Below are 17690 nucleotides of genomic sequence, written 5' to 3'. Positions count from 1 at the left end.
GAAGAAATAGTCGAACAGGTTTCGCAAGCGTGGAATAAATTCATTTCTGTTCCTGATACGGTTAAAAGCATATGCTCTAGAGACTGGATAAAATTGACTTAATCTTTATGCAGATTGGTATTACTAGGTTCTAGCTAAAGCAGACTAGCCTAAGCAGAGATACTAGATAAATAGTGATGGAAAAACAAACATCACATTGCACTTGTTATTTATAAAAAGCGCATGAAGGGTAATGCTATATTTATCCTTGTTTTAGCATATACTCATGCAGCAATTCAGGAAACTTTTCCTGCGGTGGAAACTTACAAAAACTGTGCTTTGCCCCCGTACTAGCCCACTCAAGTTTTTCATCCGTGTAAGTTTCAATGAATGGTTTGTAGGTGCGAGAGTCATCTAGCATTGTTGAGCGAACATTTACAAAATCATCCAAACCTTCTAGGTGGGTAAATAACCAGCTCATACAATGTCCACAAAAAAAGTGCTGCGTACTACTGTCATGCAGCCCGCCAATAACAGGCGCTCCAGATGTAATAGAAAAGGCAGCTCGCTGAAATAATGAGCTTAAGCTAAATGCGCTAGACGTCATTTTCTGACAGCCAGTGCAATGACAAGCCATAGTGATCATTGGCTTTGCGCTAACTTCAAACTTTACCTGTCCACAACGACAATGGCCTTTTGTTTTATGAGATGTACTGTCCATTATAATCTTCCTTTAAGTTCAATTTTATCAACGCCGATGCTACGTTGAATGTATCACAAATAACCTTAGCACATGCTACAGGGTTTGATTGCGCTATAAAATGTCCGCCTTCAATCTCAACTTGGCTGAAGCTGGAACACATTGACGCTAAGTACTTCACCGCACTCACGCTTACCAGTAAATCTCTACTAGGGCGAATATAAGTCACTGGGCAATCTAACTCGCACTGTTGTTTTGAAAGGCCAGCTATGTTGCCTAATCTTAATTTGAGTTTACGTTTATTCGCTGTTTGCAGCGAAGCAAATACGGGATAAACCAACGTTTGGCTACCCGTTAAACTAAAACCAAACAGATAAAGTAGCTTTTTACTTAAATAATTTGCTGACAGTAAGCTAACGGGTAAAAAGCCTGCCAACTTAGATAACAAAGAAGGCGCTGAGATAAAGCTGGCCAAAAATACGATGCCTTTCACACGACTGCCAAGTAGCTTATAAAGCTCATAAGCCACCGGCCCAGAATAAGACTCCGCGACAATATAAATATCAGTATCTTTAAAACGCTTTGCTATTTCTGCCGCTTGTTTAGCATAAGTTACGCCTTCAAGTGATTCATATGAGATCACTTCAGTATTTATATTTTCAGGCAAGTTTTTTGTCAATTTAGCAAACAGACGGCCAGTCCCGTCAAGGCCAGGAAGCAGTATAATTTTCATATTTAAATTCAGCACCCAACGTTAGCATTCAAATACTTGAACTTTGATTTTGGCCAAGTGCTTTTGTGCACAAAAATCATGAGCAAAAAATATGAAACGCTAAAACGGCAGCAGGCACTTACTCTAACTCTAACCAATTTTCTATCACCCAATCTTTGAAATCACCATTGTGTAGATTGTGTGTAAGATCATCATGATCGTAGTATCCAATATTATCTTTTTCATTTATGGTGAAATAATTTCCATTCTCTTCGCAGAAAACAATAAAATCCTTAGGAACTCCAGATTGACGACCATCTTTTGTCATTCTTCTTAGGCAACAATACGGTTGTAAATCTGGTAGTACTAAACCTGGCTCTCTTACACCGAAAGTAACGCAACTAGCTTCAAGCATGAACTTGCGATATTGAGCTGGAAATTTAAAAGATAAGTCTTTTTCAGCACAAGACACTTCGTCTTCCGTTGGTAATAGTAAAGGCTTTGGGACCGGTTCATTCTTTTCTTTTAATAGTGCTATGACTTCTTCAATTTGCATTGTATTTTCCTGACTTATAAATGCCTATCAAACGCGGTAGCTTTAAACAACAAAACAGCACAAAAGTGGTTACCGAGATGTCGATTTTATGCAATATTTAGTTTGATAACACATTTCGCACTTGTTCTTCATTCTCTGCATATTCGTCTACAAGATAATTAATCAGCTCGTCGACACTGCGGCCAATTTCTCTAACTGCACTTGGGCTATCGATGTAATATACGATGAAAACAGGCGTCGCTCCCTCAAAATAAAAACCTGTTATCATGTCGTCTGATTCCCACAGCGGAATTACGTCTAAACCAGGTGATGAAAACCCGTCTGGTTCAAGATAATACTTTGGTTTATTGCACCTAAACTCAAGGTCTTCGTGCACAAAACCGCCTAGAGTGAGCTTCATTAAGCCACTCGTCAAATTGAGCTTAGCAATTTTTAGCACTCTAGCGTGCTCAGTGATCCTCATAGCATCCTACTCTTTGGTATAACAACCTTAGAAGGATTATACAGGGCCTTCTTAGGTATTAAAGTTACAATAGTTCTTATTTGAAGTATCATCTGAATTTAACACGCGCATTTCAAAATCGTTCGCTAGCGAGTATGTTGCCAACACTTCTTTGACTTCTCTAGATTTAACTACAGCAGCACATGCAGAAAGAATTCGTCTGCTTTAGCAGATGGCTCGCTTGCAGACTCATAACTTTGTTGCATTTCAATTGCCAGTTCAGTAGCTTGAGGCCACTTGGAGAGGTACGTAGATGTGAAATCGTATAGTCTACACTGTGCCATAAAGTCTACGTCTCGTGAAAACATTTCCATCTCTGGTTCATCGTTCGTTAAAAAGCTCAATTCAAAATAGCCATGCCATGCAAAACATCCAAAATCGAAAACTAACATTGTTTGATTGCACAGCCGATGTCTCCACATTTTTAGTTCGTTTACCAGTATAGTTTGTAGTCGTTGACGAAATTCTAAAACTTCCATTTTAATACCCTATTTTTATCTGATCAGAACCCATGGCAAATCAGTCAGGTAATATGCGCTCATTAAGTGAATTTACAATAAATAGAGCCTATTACTCCCAAACTCTACCAAACTATGGCAAGACACTTCTGCCATTTCAATTCGAAACCCCTGAACCTCAATTATCCCTTCATTTTTATCAAAACTAACCGAATACACCTGGCCAGTTTTAGGTAAAACGAATTTATAGGCGTTAATTTTTCAAAGCTTTGCGCCAAATATAACTATGACCATTACATTGTCTGAAGTAACTCAATACTCATAATTCATTATTTTAAATTAATGTTTACTCATTGATCAAAGTTAGTCTTTAATTCTGCCTAACAGTTCAATTACTTCTTGCACCACCCTATCTGGTTCATCATTTTGAGGATAATGATAGCTCTTATCAGTTAATACAGCTTTACCTTGTGGAAAAGACTCAGCCCAAGCTGAATGCAATTCGCCCCACATTTTTCGGCCTTCATCGGTAAAAAAGAGTAATGGCGGATTTTTATACTTTTTCACGGATGCAATAACGGTTACTGGAATATCTGGGATCTGTGGATAATCTGGCAATGGTCTTTTCGCCCAAAAGTCCAGATACTGGTTGGACATACCATTAGCCATATCGTCTAATTTCACTTGTGTTATTTCTTTCTCAGCTTTTGCAAGATCAATTTGGCGCATGATATCAACATCATGCTCTGAAGCAGGCTCAATCAGCATGGGGCTGAAACCCACTCAGGATAAGTTGCAGCGAATCGTCTTGCGATATAAGCACCATATGAATGAGTAATATAGACAATTGGTTTTTCAACGTGTAACGCTTCAAGTAGCATGAGAGCTTCGTTTGCATACTCTTCCGAGCTGTAGTTTTTTCTCAATTGCGTAGAACCGCCGTTACCAATTCTTGAATAACGAATGAAGCGGGCTTCCTTTGCAAGCTTTTCAAAAACCGGCTCCCAATCAAATACCCCCGCAGAGCCACCAGCCTCTAAAAATACAGTATGCTTGCCACTCCCCGCGATTTCGTACTCAACATCATAGCCATTAACCTTAATAAAATTAGGCTTGGCAAACACACTTGCTGTGACAAAAAAATAGCAAAGCATCAATCCAAATTTCACTTTTTTCTCCTTAAAGACTAAACCTGTAGATAAACTCGTTTTAAATTCACTTTTATTAATGAACCATAGCCAAGTTACTATTTTGGTCGAATTATTTATTGTATAAAAGCTAGAGTAATAATCTTATTCGCGGTGGTTTTTTCAGACAGCTTAATTAATTTAGTATCGACTGTAACTATGCTTCGGCACACAGCAAAAACAAGAAAGCGCGGTGTAAACACCACGCTTTCAACTAATTCAAATCTGCTTAAAACTTACCGCTTATGGCTTATGGCTTAAAGCGCTAGTCTTCACTTTCCATAAACCGTTGCAATTGGTCTTTAAGGTTCGGCGGTATGCCTTTAATAACTAACGTATCAGTGGCCTCGTTGTACATTACCCGTTCGCCTAAGTGTTTGCGCTCAAAACTGATGCTCACGCCGCCGCCAAGGCCAGAGAATTTAACCATACTGGTAACGGTTTTTTTATCGACCGGGAATGACTCTTCTAAATCATAGCTTTGCTCTTTGCAAAAGCTTTCAAATGGGTTGTCGTCACCTTTGGTGAGCGTTGCTGATAACTCGCTGACGTTAGCATCTTCACCAGTAGTAACGCAGTCATTACAGTAATCAAATACTTGTTTACGCAGATCGTCTTTTTCAGATTTATCAAATTGTTGCTCTGATAAATAATCTTCAACTGCATTGAGCATTACTTGGCTTTGCTGTTTTGGATCGATGCCTTCTTCGCAACCTAAAAAGTCTAAGAAAAAGTCGGCGACTTTGCGCCCTGCTCGGCCTTTAATAAATGAGATATAACGATTGTCTTCTGCTTGGGTGTCCCACGCAGTTAAATCGATGCGTGCAGCTAGTTGCATGCGGGAAATATCTAAATGGCGTGACGAGGCTAAATCAAGCTCAGAGGTAATAGAGTAATGCTCTTTGATGTTGATCATTGCAATCAGCATATAATCGGTTGCTACGTATTGATAATGACAAAATACTAAATAGCCAGTTTCGTTAAACGCGTACTTATCAAGTTCCTCTTTAAGTACAGCTGAAGCTTGCTCTGTCATGTGCCAAAAGCCAAGCTCGCTATTGCGGTAACTTTGCATGGCTGATGCAACTACAGAGTTTTTATCACCACTAAAAGCACAGTACCCTTTACCTGGTTTGCCGTTGTATGCGTGATGAAGTTGCTCGATGAATACAGCGACTTTATCATTCACTGCCATTTCGTCATTGCGCAAATGAATTTGCGTATCGTCGTCTTTTTTGTCTACATAATGAACGACTAACTTTTTAACATCTATTGCCATCTTTGTTTTTCACGCCTCTGGTGTTAAAATGTGAGAATATAACTCTTTTATTGAACCAACTGATGCCAATCTTATCAAAATATTCTAATGATGAAGTAGAACAAATCGTCGATCAGCTCATTGATGTGTTAACTAAGCACAATGCGCCGGTTGATTTAAGTCTTATGTGTTTAGGAAATTCTATCACGCATATCTTAAAAGAGCATGTACCAACAGGGAAAAGACAAGCGGTTGCAGACAATTTTGCCAAAGCACTTGCGCAATCGGTTAAATAGACTTTATGAATTTATCGCAGCACAATCAGTTTTCGTCTAAAGCGAGTCAATTATTAAGTTGGGGGCATTTGTTTACTTTTGCCAATATCGGCTTAGTGTTGCTTATAAGTTTAAGTTACTTATTTGCTGACTCTCCTCCCACCAGCTTTATGGGTATGCTTTATATGCTAGTGACATGGCTTAGTCACACTAGTTTTATTACCTTTATTGCCTTTGTGCTGACGGTATTTCCGCTAAGTTTAATATTTCCTTACCCACGTCATATCCGCGGTATGGCAGCAATACTTGCCACCTGTGGTGCATCACTACTGACGCTTGATGCCTATGTGTATTTTAATTTAGGCTACCATTTAAGTAGCTCTGCATTACCTGAAATTATTACCTTATTATGGCATCGTTTAACCAGCTCTCCAGCGCTGACAACCCTGCTCGCTGGCGGAATTGTGATGCTTATTTTTGCATTTCAATTATTAGCAAGTAACTATACATGGCACCATTTAGCCCGCTTAAAACAATATAAATTTGCTCGTTACGCCAGCTCATTGTTATTAGTCTGTTTTGCGATGAGTCACAGTATTCATATTTGGGCTGATGCAAATTTGAAGTTTGATATTACTAAGCAAGATAATGTCTTACCCTTGTCCTACCCAACGACAGCAAAAAGTTTATTGGCAAAAAATGATTTACTTGATATTGAAAGTTACGAGCAAGCGCATAACGTAAAGGTTAATACACAAAATGTAGATTACACGGCTCCAACACCAATTGCTCGCTGTGAAGAATTTACTGCTGCGACAGTCGATATTTTAGTGTTTAGCTCTGCGCCTGCGTTAACTAATTTTGCTAAACAGCACAAAAATTTAAATAAAACCGAGCAGCTTTTACAACCCGTTCATCATCAAGATGTGCTATTTAGCTTGATTTACGGTTTACCTGCATACTACAAGCCAGCCTTAATGACAGAGCAAACATTGCCGGTGTGGCAAAGTAATCGTCGTAGTATTAGTGTCAGTGGCTTTAATGATTTTAACTATATCAATAGTACAACAGCGGGTGATGCAGCAATTCGTATCATTAACGCCGATGAAAACACTGCGCTTCGTGAGGGAGTCAATCAAGTATTTGCATTTAGTTTAGCCGATGTTGATCACGGTATTGTGAGTGCTTCATCTTTATACAGCACGGATAGAAAAGTAACCCGTACTGAAGGCTTGATCCAACCAAGCGATTTAATTGCCACAAGCGTTGGCCAATATTTAAATTGTGCTGATATCGCAAAGCAAAGCATGCTAGGCGTTAATTTGTATAACAAAAAAGGCGATATGGGCGTTAATTATTCGCAAGGCGTATTTATTGCCTATAAGAAAGACCGTATTACATTAATTGATTCTGATGGTAATTATAAAAATATCTCTGCTGCACAAGGCTTTTCAATAGAGCAAGGTTTAGATATTCCGTTTTTAGCACAAAGCATTAAAAAGCTAAAAACCTTTACCGAATAACTGCTACTGGCAATTTACCCAAGTTAGGTTATAGTTTTCATATATGATTATGCCCTAACTAGGGAAGGCTAGCGTAATGAAACTGTGTACTCTTTTCGTTATTTTTATTAGTTTGCTATTTGTTGCTAATCCGGCGGCTTCCGCAGATCAATATTACAAGTGCGTAACCGACAGAGGCACTACATTTAGCCAATTTCCCTGTGGCGGGCAGGCAACGCAACATAAAATAGCAGTGTCGCCCATCGTCACTCCGGCTACTGTAAATCATGTCAAAGCGCTTAATTTCCTTGAGCGTGAACAAATTATTCGTAATCTCAACGCTGAGATACGCAGCGTTAAATATAAACTCGCCATTTTGAGTCGCGACCGTGACCGCGCTGAATACGAGCAACTGCAACGGCTAAATCGTTTAATGAGTGATGATGATAAAAAAAAGCTTAGCAAAGAGATAAAAAAGCAGCTAAAAGTGATCAATAAAACGTTTGCCAAAAACACCAAAACGACCAACAAACAGCTCTCCGCACTCGAAAAAAAACTGAAACGTTATGAATAAACTATTGGGTTTTACCAATATTTAGCATACTCTTAACATGTGTAGAGCATATACTCTACAGGTCATTTTGGAGTACCCGTTCATGCAACCACAAAACATTGCCGAGCTAATTTTAAATGGCTTTAAAAAGCATTATAAATTATTTCAGCAGATCACCGCACAAGCACCTCTGGCATTTGCAAATAAAAACTGGACAAAAATGCACGACATTAGTCGCTTGCGGATCACTTATTACGATGATCGGGTTAACGAAACCACCCAACAACTACAAAATCAGCAATTAGCCAATCAATTGGATGAATCACTCTGGCTGCAAACAAAACAAATCTACCAGCACTTTTTAACGTTTCATCCACAAGCAGAATTAGCCGAAACATTTTATAACTCTGTGTTTTGCCGCTTATTTCATCGACGTTATTTTAATAATGATTTTATTTTTGTAAAAGCCACCTTGGCAGATGCTCCTGCGCTTCCTGTAGAAGCAGAATACCGCAGCTACTTTCCTGTTGTAGACGGCTTAAAGCCCACTATCCGTAAAATAATTAATCAATTTGATTTTAAAGCCGATTTTGTTAATTTAGAGCGCGATATACGACTTTTAGTAAAAGCGTTTTATAAACAAGCACCCGACACCCATCACCGTGCGTGGCAAATGCGCTTTGACATATTACAAACGCCGTTTTATCGCAACAAAGCAGCCTATATTGTCGGCCGTGTAGTATCACAAAGTGGTGTGCAGCCATTTATTATTGCGGTGTTACATCATCAAGAGCAAGGTCTGTATCTCGATGCTTTACTGACTAACTCATCGCAAATGCGGGTTATTTTTGGCTTTGCTCGTGCTTATTTTATGGTTGAAACCCACGCTCCTTCCGCATTAGTTCGGTTTTTAAACCAACTAATGCCCAACAAAACCTTAGCAGAGCTTTACAATGCCATTGGCTTTCATAAACAAGGTAAAACCGAGTTCTATCGCGAGTTTTTAACCCATTTACAACGCTCCAGTGATGATTTTGTGATTGCCCCTGGCACACCGGGCATGGTGATGATGGTATTTACCCTACCTTCATTTGATTATGTATTTAAAATAATTAAAGACAAATTTGGTGAAAGTAAACCATTTGGCCGCGATACCGTTCTCAAACGCTACCAATTAGTTAAAAGCCATGATCGGGTTGGTCGTATGGCAGATACCATAGAGTATTCTAACGTCGTATTCCCTGTTGCGCGTTTTAACGCTACATTGCTTGCACAGCTTAAACAAACTATTGGTTCATCAATGATCATCGAAGGCGACTTACTGATCATCAAACATATGTATATTGAGCGACGCATGACGCCACTGAATTTATATTTAGAAAAAGCTAATACTGAAGATGCCGCTGTTGCCATTGCAGAATATGGCCAAGCACTCAAGGAAATGATCGCCGTTAATATTTTCCCAGGCGATATGTTGCTTAAAAACTTTGGTGTCAGTAAACACAAACGCATTATTTTTTATGATTATGATGAAGTGCAATATTTAACAGACATGAACTTTAGAGCACTGCCTAAAGCCAAAAGTTATGATGACTACTTAACCAATGAGCAAAGTTACTCTGTGGCACCACAAGATGTATTTCCAGAGCAGTTATGCACTTTTGTAATGCCGAACCCGCAATACAAAGCAGTTTTCAGCCAAACACATCCAGAACTATTAGACGTCGCATTTTGGCAGCAAGCGCAACGAAATATAAAAGCAGGGGTCGTTAGCCATATCTACCCTTATCCAGCAGCGCAGCGTTTTATCCATCAATGGTAGACGAAAGGACACACAATGAATATCAGTAAAATAGATTTAAACTTACTCGTTTATCTCGACACATTATTACGCGAATGTAATGTTACTCGCGCCGCAAACCAGCTTAGCATTACACAGCCGGCAATGAGTAATGGTTTAAAACGTTTACGTAACCTGTTTAACGATCCGATCTTAGTACGCACCAGTGATGGTATGGTGCCCACTGAACGAGCTATTGAATTGCAGCCGGTGATCCGTGGCATCTTAATGACATTAGAAGAAACGCTTGCACCAAACCGTGAATTTGAGGCCAGCCAAAGCAAACGGGTATTTAGGATTATGGCCAGTGACTATGCTGCCAGCACCTTAGCACCTAAGCTACTGAGTAAATTACACGATGAAGCGCCGGATACCACACTCGATATTCTCACTCCAAGTGATGTTACTTTTCATGATGTAGAAAACGGTAAAGTTGATATGGCAATAAATCGTTTCGAAAACCTACCGCAGTCGTTTCATCACAAACGTATTTGGAAAGATAGCTTTTGTTGTTTAGTAAAAGCTGACAACCCGATCATTGAAAATTTTAGCCTCGATAGTTATTTAAAAGCTCGGCATATTTGGGTAAGTAAAACAGGTTTTGGTGTCGGGGTTGGTATGGATCCTAAAGACGTACAAAAACTTGGCTGGGTTGATGAAGCGCTCGCCCACTTTGGTAAACACCGAAATATTGCCACATTCACCCGTAATTACCACGTTGCAATACATCTAGCGAAAGAGAAGAACCTGATTGCGACACTCCCTTCAAAAGCCGCTAATATTTATTTAGATGATCCTGGTTTGCAAATTCTGGAGCCTCCCTTCCCTATACCACCATTTGAGTTAGATATGATTTGGAGCCCATTACTTCACAGAGATGCCAGCCATATTTGGTTACGCCAAAAAGTAGCCGAAGTTGCTGATGAGTTAAAATAACACTCTTACATAGTCTGTGTAAAATTTGCTTACTGAGCTTAGCTTAGTAAGCATTCCAGTTCCCGCTAGCTTTCTTTACCACATAAAATACAACTAGTTATAATTATTTTTTATACTGGAACATGACTTGCTTTGCTTAATGTGAATTTCATTAAACTTAAAGAGGTCATAATTATGAATACCCATCAAGGACAAGACGTTAATCATATCACTGACATTATCCAAGTAATGAACAGCGGCATCGACTTTTATGAAAAAGCCCAACAGAAAGTTCAAGATCCAGCAATTGGCGCACTTTTCCAACGTATGATAGATGCCCGTAAAGTGAGTGTTGAAAACCTTCAGCCTTATGCAATCAATGAGCAAGGAGAGCGTGAAGATGGCTCTTCTTTTGCTGTTGAAGCTCGCCGCGCGTATACCACGCTTATCACTAAATTTAGCTCAGATAACGACCAAACCTACGTTAAAGAGCTTGAAGAAGTGGAAGATAAAACACTTGCAGAAATTAAAGCCGCTATGAAAAAGCCACAGCCACATGACTGTGAAGCGGCATTATCTAAAGTGTTATTGACAATGCAAAGCTGCCATACAGAAATGAGCCGCATGCAACAAAAGCACTAATATAATTCGTTAAGTCAAAGCCCAGCCACGTGCTGGGTTTTTTTATGCCTAATAAAGAATGACAAAAAACTTCTACAATAAAAAAATAATTCTGTCACGTAATTGTAAACATTAGCCTCTATTATTACCTTTATCACAGCTGGTCTAGACCAGGATTAAACTTAAGGTAAAACTAATGATGAAAAAAAATGCAATAGCAACAGCTATCTTACTGTGCACCAGTACGTTATTTGTTAACCAAAATGCCGTAGCCCAAAATGCCGTTTTTGTAGGCTCAGTTAAAGACAATCAATCACTATTACCTGGCGCATTAATTGCCATTGTCGGGACCGATAAAACTGCTGTCACTGATTATCAAGGGCAATTCGAACTACCAAAACTTGATGCAGGAAATTACAAACTAAAAATTACTTATTTAGGCTATCAACCATACTTTATTGACCTAACCATTGGCGATGGTGAAGTGAAAAAAATACAACCAATCACACTATTTGCAGCTAACAATGACACCATTGAAGAGATAATTGCCGTAGGGCAAATTCAGCGCGGCGAGATGGCAGCAGCAAACAATCAAAAAAACGCCAAGAGTATAAAAAATATAATCTCTGCAGATGGTATTGGTAAACTCCCCGACCGAAATGCTGCTGAAGCTGTACAACGCATTCCTGGTGTCTCAATAGAGCGAGACCAAGGTGAAGGCCGCTTTGTTGCAGTTCGTGGTTTACCAGCACAATGGAGTTCAGCAAGTATAAATGGCGACAGACTACCAACAGCAGAAGAGGAAACCACCAGCCGAGCCACAGCTTTTGACTTTTTTCCCAGTGAGCTGATTGAGTATGTTGAAGTATCTAAAGCATTAACCCCAGACATGGAAGGCGATGCCATTGGCGGTAATGTAAACTTCATAACTAAAAAGGCCCCTGATGATTTTGTATTTAATACTAATTTCGCTATTGGTCAAAATGAACTTGCTGGGGGGACTAACTATTCAGCTAACGTGCTTTATGGCGATCGTTTACTTGACAATAAATTAGGCTTTTTAATCAATGCCACCGCGTGGCAACGTGATTGGGCAACAGATAACTTTGAGCCTCGCCGAGGTAATGATGGCATCGGGATCTATCGTCTTGAACTGCGCGATTATACAGGCACCCGTGAAACATATGGTCTAAATGGCGCTGTTGAATATCAATTAGATCAGGGCACACTCAGTGCAACCGCAATGTATGGCACTTTAATTGATGATGAAACTCACTATAAACACCGTATGCGCTTCGATAAAGACCGCGCTGAAGTACAACATATTCGCAATGAATTAATCACCGAAATGACCGGTTTTGAGCTAGCTGGAGAACATTATTTTGGCTACGATAAAACGCTTAACTGGAAGCTTTCTAGTTACGAAAATGAATTTCGCTATGGCAATACACCAAACGGTGAAGATAACAGTTATTTTGTTGTTCGCTTTGATCAAAAAAATGTCGGTTATCAGGGTTTAGAGGATAGAAACACTGGTAAAAATTACGCCTACAACACAATTGATGGTGGCAATGATCCCTGGAATGCTATTAGTACCCACCTGCCCACCGACTTTTCATTTAACCCTGCTCAAACAAAACTTTCATGGGTAGAGCTGTATAAAGTATATGTAAAAGAAAAAGATAAAATAGTTGCAAGTACTGATTTTGAATGGCAAATAGATACCGATATTACCGTAAAAGTGGGTGCTAAATATCGCGATAAAGAACGAGTTGCGCGATTCAGTGATGAGTTTTATGCATGGGATGAAGCCAACCATGGCCCTGCGCCAACTTTAAATGACTTTGCTTTATCAGATCAACCTGGGCGCAGTGATTATTTAAATGAACTTTCAATCGACTATCAAAATCAGTTCTCTCAAGTTGCCTCTACGGATGACTTAGCTCAGTTTTGGAATACGAATAAAAGCAAATTTGTACTTGATAAGACTGAATCAGCATTAATTGAAAACGGAGGAGCTCTAGGGCGCAACTTTGATGTGAATGAGCAACATACTTCACTCTATGGTATGGCAAACTATATAATAAACTCGCAATGGGAGATGGTTGGCGGCTTACGCCTTACGAAAACAAACACTAACGTGGATGGTTATATCTATCTTGCAGATGAAAGTCGTGTCGTGCCAACAAGTGCTAAAAATGACTATTTATCAGTGCTCCCAGCCCTACATGTAACCTATCACAGCACTGAGCAGACAAACTATCGTCTTGCGTTAACGCGCTCGTTTTCTCGTCCTGACTTTGGTTCATTAACCCCAGGGGCAACCTATTTAGAAGCCGATAATGAGTTAATCACCGGCAACCCTGAGCTTGAACCCACATACTCTAATAATATCGATTTTATGGCTGAACACTTTTTTGAACGCGTTGGATTAGTCTCAGCTGGATTATTCTATAAAGATATAAGCGATCCCATTTTCCAAAGCAGCACTATTGGCGACTTTGGCAGTAACAGTGGGGTAAATATCATCCGCCCGGAGAATGGTGACAGTGCTTGGCTAGCAGGTATTGAAATGGCATTCAACCGGGATTTAGGTTTTGTGACAAAAACCCTCGAAAATTTTGGCATGATGGCCAATGCAACATTTATGGATTCACAAATGAGCATTCCCAATCGTGCCGATAAAGTTGCTATTCCACGCCAAGCTGACAGCCTATACAACTTTACTTTGTATTACGACGATACCTTCTTTGCTGCCCGAATTGCTGTTAATTACAAAGGTGAATATATAGAAGAGCATGGCAACAATCCGAAATCAGATAGCTATTATGGCGATAACACCAGTGTTGATTTTACTACGTCATATCAGCTTAACGAAAATGCGCTAATTTACATTGAATTAAACAACCTCACTAACGAACCACTCAAGTATTACTTAGGTGATGAAAGTCGCCCCTTACAAGTGGAGTATTACGGTGTTCGAGGCATGATTGGTGTTAATTACCAATTCTGATCCCTTTAGTATTATGCGAGGCGCTAGTCTCGCAAAAGGATAAACTATGTTTTCGCAACATCAATGGCTACAACGTGCACATGGATTAGGGTTTGTATTATTTGCAGCAAGCTCTGCGTTTATGACTTATTTTTGCATGTACGCATTTCGCAAGCCTTTTACTATAAATAGCTATTCTGAGTTTGATGATCCTAGTTGGCAAGTCAGTTTTAAAATTGCTCTGATTCTGGCACAAGTATTTGGCTACCTCTGCGCTAAATTTATCGGTGTGAAAGTGATTGCTGAAATGCGCCACCAACAACGTGGTTTAGCTATTATAAGCATGATTGCTGCGGCTGAGTTGTCACTTATCTTGTTTGCCATCACCCCAGTTGGTTTGAATGTAGTCTGGCTTTTTTTTAACGGCTTATCACTTGGCATGATTTGGGGCATTGTATTTAGCTTTTTAGAAGGTAGACGAACATCTGAAATTCTTGGTGCAATTCTAAGTGTTACATTTATCTTAGCGTCTGGCTTAGTACGTAGTGTTGGTAAATGGTTAATAGACAACCTCAATGTGGCTGAGTTGTGGATGCCAGCTGCAACAGGCGCACTATTCTTACCACTTTTATTGCTTAGTGTAAAATGTATCACCATGCTACCTGAACCAACGCAAGCAGATCAGCAAGCTCGTCAAAAGCGTTTACCCATGGACGCGAAAGCCCGCTGGATATTTTTCAAACAGTACTGGTTCGGTATTAGCTGTTTAATTTTGAGTTTTTTACTGTTTACTGGCTTTCGCGATTTTCGCGACAATTTTGCTGCAGAAATTTGGCAAGCCCTCGGCTATGGGCAAGAGCCTGCCATATTTGCATACGCTGGTATACGCATGGCACTCATCGTATTAATAGCGCTTGGCGCCATGGTATTAGTCAAAAATAATAAAACTGCTTTTTATGTTAATCATGGTTTTATTTTATTTGGCGCATGCTTATTCGTCGGCAGTACATTCGCATTTGAAAGTCAACTACTCACCCCGAAAGCATGGATGGTACTACTAGGTGCGGGTCTCTACATCAGTTACATCCCCTACAATTGCTTTTTATTTGACAGAATGATCTCTGCTGTAGGCTCTACAGCCAATGCTGGTTTTTTGATTTATTTAGCCGATTCAGCTGGGTATTTAGGCTCGGTTGGTATTTTACTTTATCGAACCTTTGTAATGCCAGAGATCAGCTGGCTCAGCTTTTTTATCAATGCTTGTTATTGGGTAGGGAGTGTCGCAGCAATGCTCGTTATGTTGTCCCTTGGCTATTTTGTAACGCGTTTATCCCCTTTTAATCAATCTCGCAGGCTATTGCCTGTATCACCATCATCTTAATAAGAGAATAATATGAAACATTTAGAAGCACTAATCTTAGATTGGGCTGGTACCGTTGTTGATCACGGCTCTGTTGCACCAACCACTATTTTTGTTGAGGCGTTTAAAAACGCATTTAATTTTGACATTACACTCGCTCAAGCACGTATTCCTATGGGAATGGGCAAGTGGGACCATATCGCTACATTAGGCAAGCTGCCAGAGATAGACACACGGTGGCAAGCACAATTTGGCGCGCCAATGAGCGATGAGCAAATTGATCATATTTATAATACCTTTATGCCATTACAAAAAGCTAAAGTAGCAGATCGTGCTATGCCTATTGCTGGTGTGTTACCCGTCATAGAGCGTTTAAAAGCGCAAGGTATTAAAATTGGGAGTTGCTCAGGCTATCCTCGCCAAGTAATGGACGTACTTGAAGTTGCTGCCGCAGAATATGGCTATAAACCCGACCACAGTGTAGGTAGTGATGAGTTATCTGCAGGCTCTCGCCCAGGCCCATGGATGGCATTAGAAAACGTTAATGCTCTGGGTATCAAACGTGTTGCTCACTGTGTAAAAGTGGATGACTCTGCCCCAGGTATCGCTGAAGGCTTAAATGCAGGCATGTGGACAGTGGGAGTTGCACTCAGTGGTAATGCAGTCGGCCTAACTGAACAAGAGTGGGCTGCATGCTCAAATGATGAGAAATTGCAGCTAACTCGTCAAGCATACCAACAATTACATCAAGCAGGTGCCCATTACGTGATTAATTCTTTAGCTGATATTGAGCCTGTTCTGATGCAAATTGAAGCTAAGGTTGCAAGAGGAGAACGTCCTTAATGTCCTACCAACCCTTTTGGTTTGATAAGGCACTGGATGAGGAGAAAGCCACTGTGCTTTCTCCAAAACTATCGCAAAACCACCACACGGATATATGCATCATCGGCGGCGGCTATACTGGTTTATGGACTGCTATCCAAATCAAACAGCAACAACCAACCAAAAAAGTGACTGTCATTGAGCAAGGACTATGCGGTCAAGGTGCCTCTGGTCGCAATGGAGGTGCCATGCTTACATGGTCTACCAAACTACCAAGCCTAATAAATTTAGTCGGCATTGAGAACGCTTTATTTTTAGTTAAAGAGTCAGAACGTGCTGTTCACAGTATTAAACAATTTGCCGAACAAAATGCGATAGACTGTGATTGTAGAATTGACGGCTGCTTTTATACGGCATCAAACCAGAACCAAGTTGGCCTTTTAAGTAATGCATTAACCACGCTAGATAAATACAATCTCAATGCTTGGCACCAATGTAGCTCTCAAGAGCTAAAAAGCACAGGCTCAATACAAAACTTAGCCGCATATTACAGCATTCATGGAGGCAGTATACAGCCAGCAAAATTGGTCAGAGGGTTGAAAAAAGTAGCTCAAAAACTAGGGGTTAATGTGATTGAGCAATGCAAGTACGAAAGCCATGGTGGGAATCAACCATTAACAGTACAAACCAGCCAAGGCCCCCTATTATGTAGCACGCTTATTTTTGGTGTTAATGCATGGCTACCTAGTCTGCATAAAGCCTTTTCACGCTCAGTAGTGCTTGTTTCCAGTGATATGATAATCACTAAACCAATTCCTAGCTTATTAGAGCAACTTAATTTAAACCACGGAAGCGCTGTAATAGATTCACGCATTTTTGTTAATTACTACCGCACTACAAGCGACGGACGCTTAATGTTAGGTAAAGGCGGGAACTTTTTTAGTTTTAATAACCATATGCATGCTAGATTTGACATGCCAAGTAAGTACGATAATATTTTGCAATCATCGCTCAGTCATTTTTTTAAAGGTTGCGATTTCCCCATAGAGCGTACCTGGACTGGTCCTTCGGATCGTAGCGTGACCGGTTTTCCATTCTTCGGCCATTTAAACGGACAACGAAATGTACTTTATTCTGGTGGCTATTCTGGAAATGGTATTGTGCAGTCTTTTTTAGGAGCGAAAATTCTAAGCGCTATGGCACTTAAAAATAATCTGCAATGGCAAAACTGTGGCTTAGTTAATCAGCAGTTAAAGCAATTCCCTCAAGAGCCAATTAGAACCGCTGGTGCTTACCTAGTCAGAAACGCAATCAGACGTAAAGAATTTGCTGAAGATTGTAATGCAACAGTGCGAAGCATCGATAAGTTTTTGGCCCGCTTTAGCGGCAGCGCAGGTAAAGTAGATACCAAAACAGCATCATAGTAATACCCTTAGGTAAAAATAACCATTATACTCA

Annotated in this window: 16 protein-coding genes and 1 pseudogene; 10 read left to right on the top strand and 7 right to left on the bottom strand. The window is 40.0% G+C overall.

Annotated features, from left to right (window positions below):
- Positions 1 to 241: 241 nt before the first annotated feature.
- The 7 genes and pseudogenes from H5154_RS13490 to yejK all read right to left on the bottom strand — a co-directional run bounded on the left by H5154_RS13490 (position 242) and on the right by yejK (position 5373).
- Complete coding sequence (locus H5154_RS13490) at positions 242 to 700, bottom strand: GFA family protein (RefSeq protein WP_182718597.1); 459 nt, start codon at positions 698 to 700, stop codon at positions 242 to 244.
- Positions 681 to 1412 carry an alpha/beta fold hydrolase gene (locus H5154_RS13485; protein WP_182718596.1) on the bottom strand — a complete coding sequence of 244 codons (732 nt, stop codon included), beginning with the start codon at positions 1410 to 1412 and terminating at the stop codon, positions 681 to 683. The genes H5154_RS13490 and H5154_RS13485 overlap by 20 nt, the downstream gene beginning before the upstream one ends.
- 118 nt (positions 1413 to 1530) lie before the next feature.
- Positions 1531 to 1947, bottom strand: a complete 417-nt coding sequence (locus H5154_RS13480) for an SMI1/KNR4 family protein (protein WP_182718595.1) — start codon at positions 1945 to 1947, stop codon at positions 1531 to 1533.
- Between the two features lie 97 nt (positions 1948 to 2044).
- Complete coding sequence (locus H5154_RS13475; protein WP_182718594.1) at positions 2045 to 2347, bottom strand: hypothetical protein; 303 nt, start codon at positions 2345 to 2347, stop codon at positions 2045 to 2047.
- 233 nt (positions 2348 to 2580) lie between these two features.
- On the bottom strand, positions 2581 to 2871 hold the full coding sequence (locus tag H5154_RS13470) for a hypothetical protein (protein WP_220493396.1): 291 nt from the start codon (positions 2869 to 2871) through the stop codon (positions 2581 to 2583).
- A 399-nt stretch (positions 2872 to 3270) separates the two neighbouring features.
- Positions 3271 to 4061 (bottom strand): annotated as a pseudogene (locus H5154_RS13465) (alpha/beta fold hydrolase).
- A 298-nt stretch (positions 4062 to 4359) separates the two neighbouring features.
- Positions 4360 to 5373, bottom strand: coding sequence for a nucleoid-associated protein YejK (gene yejK, locus H5154_RS13460; RefSeq protein ID WP_149982371.1), 1014 nt, complete (start codon positions 5371 to 5373; stop codon positions 4360 to 4362).
- A gap of 62 nt (positions 5374 to 5435) precedes the next feature.
- Between yejK and H5154_RS13455 the strand changes: the two genes are divergently transcribed.
- From H5154_RS13455 to H5154_RS13410, 10 genes are all read left to right on the top strand, one after another.
- The gene (locus H5154_RS13455) at positions 5436 to 5648 is read left to right on the top strand and encodes a DUF1414 domain-containing protein (RefSeq protein ID WP_016707302.1); all 213 of its coding nucleotides are present in this window, start codon (positions 5436 to 5438) and stop codon (positions 5646 to 5648) included.
- A 5-nt stretch (positions 5649 to 5653) separates the two neighbouring features.
- Positions 5654 to 7150 carry a DUF3413 domain-containing protein gene (locus H5154_RS13450; RefSeq protein ID WP_182718592.1) on the top strand — a complete coding sequence of 499 codons (1497 nt, stop codon included), beginning with the start codon at positions 5654 to 5656 and terminating at the stop codon, positions 7148 to 7150.
- Between the two features lie 76 nt (positions 7151 to 7226).
- Entirely contained in the window at positions 7227 to 7703 is a 477-nt protein-coding gene (locus tag H5154_RS13445) for a DUF4124 domain-containing protein (protein WP_182718591.1), read from the top strand.
- An 82-nt stretch (positions 7704 to 7785) separates the two neighbouring features.
- A complete protein-coding gene (gene aceK / locus H5154_RS13440) occupies positions 7786 to 9504 on the top strand; it encodes a bifunctional isocitrate dehydrogenase kinase/phosphatase (protein WP_145233564.1) in 1719 nt (572 codons plus the stop codon).
- A 15-nt stretch (positions 9505 to 9519) separates the two neighbouring features.
- Positions 9520 to 10458: a LysR family transcriptional regulator gene (locus H5154_RS13435; RefSeq protein WP_145233562.1), complete on the top strand. Its 939-nt coding sequence runs from the start codon at positions 9520 to 9522 to the stop codon at positions 10456 to 10458.
- A gap of 174 nt (positions 10459 to 10632) precedes the next feature.
- Positions 10633 to 11079, top strand: a complete 447-nt coding sequence (locus H5154_RS13430) for a PA2169 family four-helix-bundle protein (protein WP_182718590.1) — start codon at positions 10633 to 10635, stop codon at positions 11077 to 11079.
- Positions 11080 to 11254: 175 nt separating this feature from the next.
- A complete protein-coding gene (locus H5154_RS13425) occupies positions 11255 to 14071 on the top strand; it encodes a TonB-dependent receptor (protein WP_182718589.1) in 2817 nt (938 codons plus the stop codon).
- A 46-nt stretch (positions 14072 to 14117) separates the two neighbouring features.
- Complete coding sequence (locus tag H5154_RS13420) at positions 14118 to 15431, top strand: DUF5690 family protein (protein WP_182718588.1); 1314 nt, start codon at positions 14118 to 14120, stop codon at positions 15429 to 15431.
- 12 nt (positions 15432 to 15443) lie between these two features.
- Complete coding sequence (gene phnX / locus H5154_RS13415; RefSeq protein WP_182718587.1) at positions 15444 to 16253, top strand: phosphonoacetaldehyde hydrolase; 810 nt, start codon at positions 15444 to 15446, stop codon at positions 16251 to 16253.
- A complete protein-coding gene (locus tag H5154_RS13410; protein WP_182718586.1) occupies positions 16253 to 17656 on the top strand; it encodes an FAD-dependent oxidoreductase in 1404 nt (467 codons plus the stop codon). The genes phnX and H5154_RS13410 overlap by 1 nt, the downstream gene beginning before the upstream one ends.
- Positions 17657 to 17690 lie beyond the last annotated feature (34 nt).

Origin of the sequence: Pseudoalteromonas sp. SR44-5 (genome assembly GCF_014163675.1) — a bacterium.
Lineage (GTDB): Bacteria > Pseudomonadota > Gammaproteobacteria > Enterobacterales > Alteromonadaceae > Pseudoalteromonas > Pseudoalteromonas rhizosphaerae.
The sequence above is the reverse complement of the archived record's forward strand: the minus strand, read 5'-3'. Positions and strand labels throughout refer to the sequence as shown.

Excerpts from the sequence above, each read along its gene's own strand:
- yejK (WP_149982371.1), bottom strand. The coding sequence starts at position 5,373 with ATGGCAATAGATGTTAAAAAGTTAGTCGTTCATTATGTAGACAAAAAA.
- H5154_RS13480 (WP_182718595.1), bottom strand. The coding sequence starts at position 1,947 with ATGCAAATTGAAGAAGTCATAGCACTATTAAAAGAAAAGAATGAACCG.
- H5154_RS13450 (WP_182718592.1), top strand. The coding sequence starts at position 5,654 with ATGAATTTATCGCAGCACAATCAGTTTTCGTCTAAAGCGAGTCAATTA.
- H5154_RS13455 (WP_016707302.1), top strand. The coding sequence starts at position 5,436 with ATGCCAATCTTATCAAAATATTCTAATGATGAAGTAGAACAAATCGTC.
- phnX (WP_182718587.1), top strand. The coding sequence starts at position 15,444 with ATGAAACATTTAGAAGCACTAATCTTAGATTGGGCTGGTACCGTTGTT.
- H5154_RS13410 (WP_182718586.1), top strand. The coding sequence starts at position 16,253 with ATGTCCTACCAACCCTTTTGGTTTGATAAGGCACTGGATGAGGAGAAA.
- H5154_RS13475 (WP_182718594.1), bottom strand. The coding sequence starts at position 2,347 with ATGAAGCTCACTCTAGGCGGTTTTGTGCACGAAGACCTTGAGTTTAGG.
- H5154_RS13485 (WP_182718596.1), bottom strand. The coding sequence starts at position 1,412 with ATGAAAATTATACTGCTTCCTGGCCTTGACGGGACTGGCCGTCTGTTT.
- H5154_RS13490 (WP_182718597.1), bottom strand. The coding sequence starts at position 700 with ATGGACAGTACATCTCATAAAACAAAAGGCCATTGTCGTTGTGGACAG.
- aceK (WP_145233564.1), top strand. The coding sequence starts at position 7,786 with ATGCAACCACAAAACATTGCCGAGCTAATTTTAAATGGCTTTAAAAAG.
- H5154_RS13420 (WP_182718588.1), top strand. The coding sequence starts at position 14,118 with ATGTTTTCGCAACATCAATGGCTACAACGTGCACATGGATTAGGGTTT.
- H5154_RS13425 (WP_182718589.1), top strand. The coding sequence starts at position 11,255 with ATGATGAAAAAAAATGCAATAGCAACAGCTATCTTACTGTGCACCAGT.
- H5154_RS13430 (WP_182718590.1), top strand. The coding sequence starts at position 10,633 with ATGAATACCCATCAAGGACAAGACGTTAATCATATCACTGACATTATC.
- H5154_RS13445 (WP_182718591.1), top strand. The coding sequence starts at position 7,227 with ATGAAACTGTGTACTCTTTTCGTTATTTTTATTAGTTTGCTATTTGTT.
- H5154_RS13435 (WP_145233562.1), top strand. The coding sequence starts at position 9,520 with ATGAATATCAGTAAAATAGATTTAAACTTACTCGTTTATCTCGACACA.
- H5154_RS13470 (WP_220493396.1), bottom strand. The coding sequence starts at position 2,871 with ATGTGGAGACATCGGCTGTGCAATCAAACAATGTTAGTTTTCGATTTT.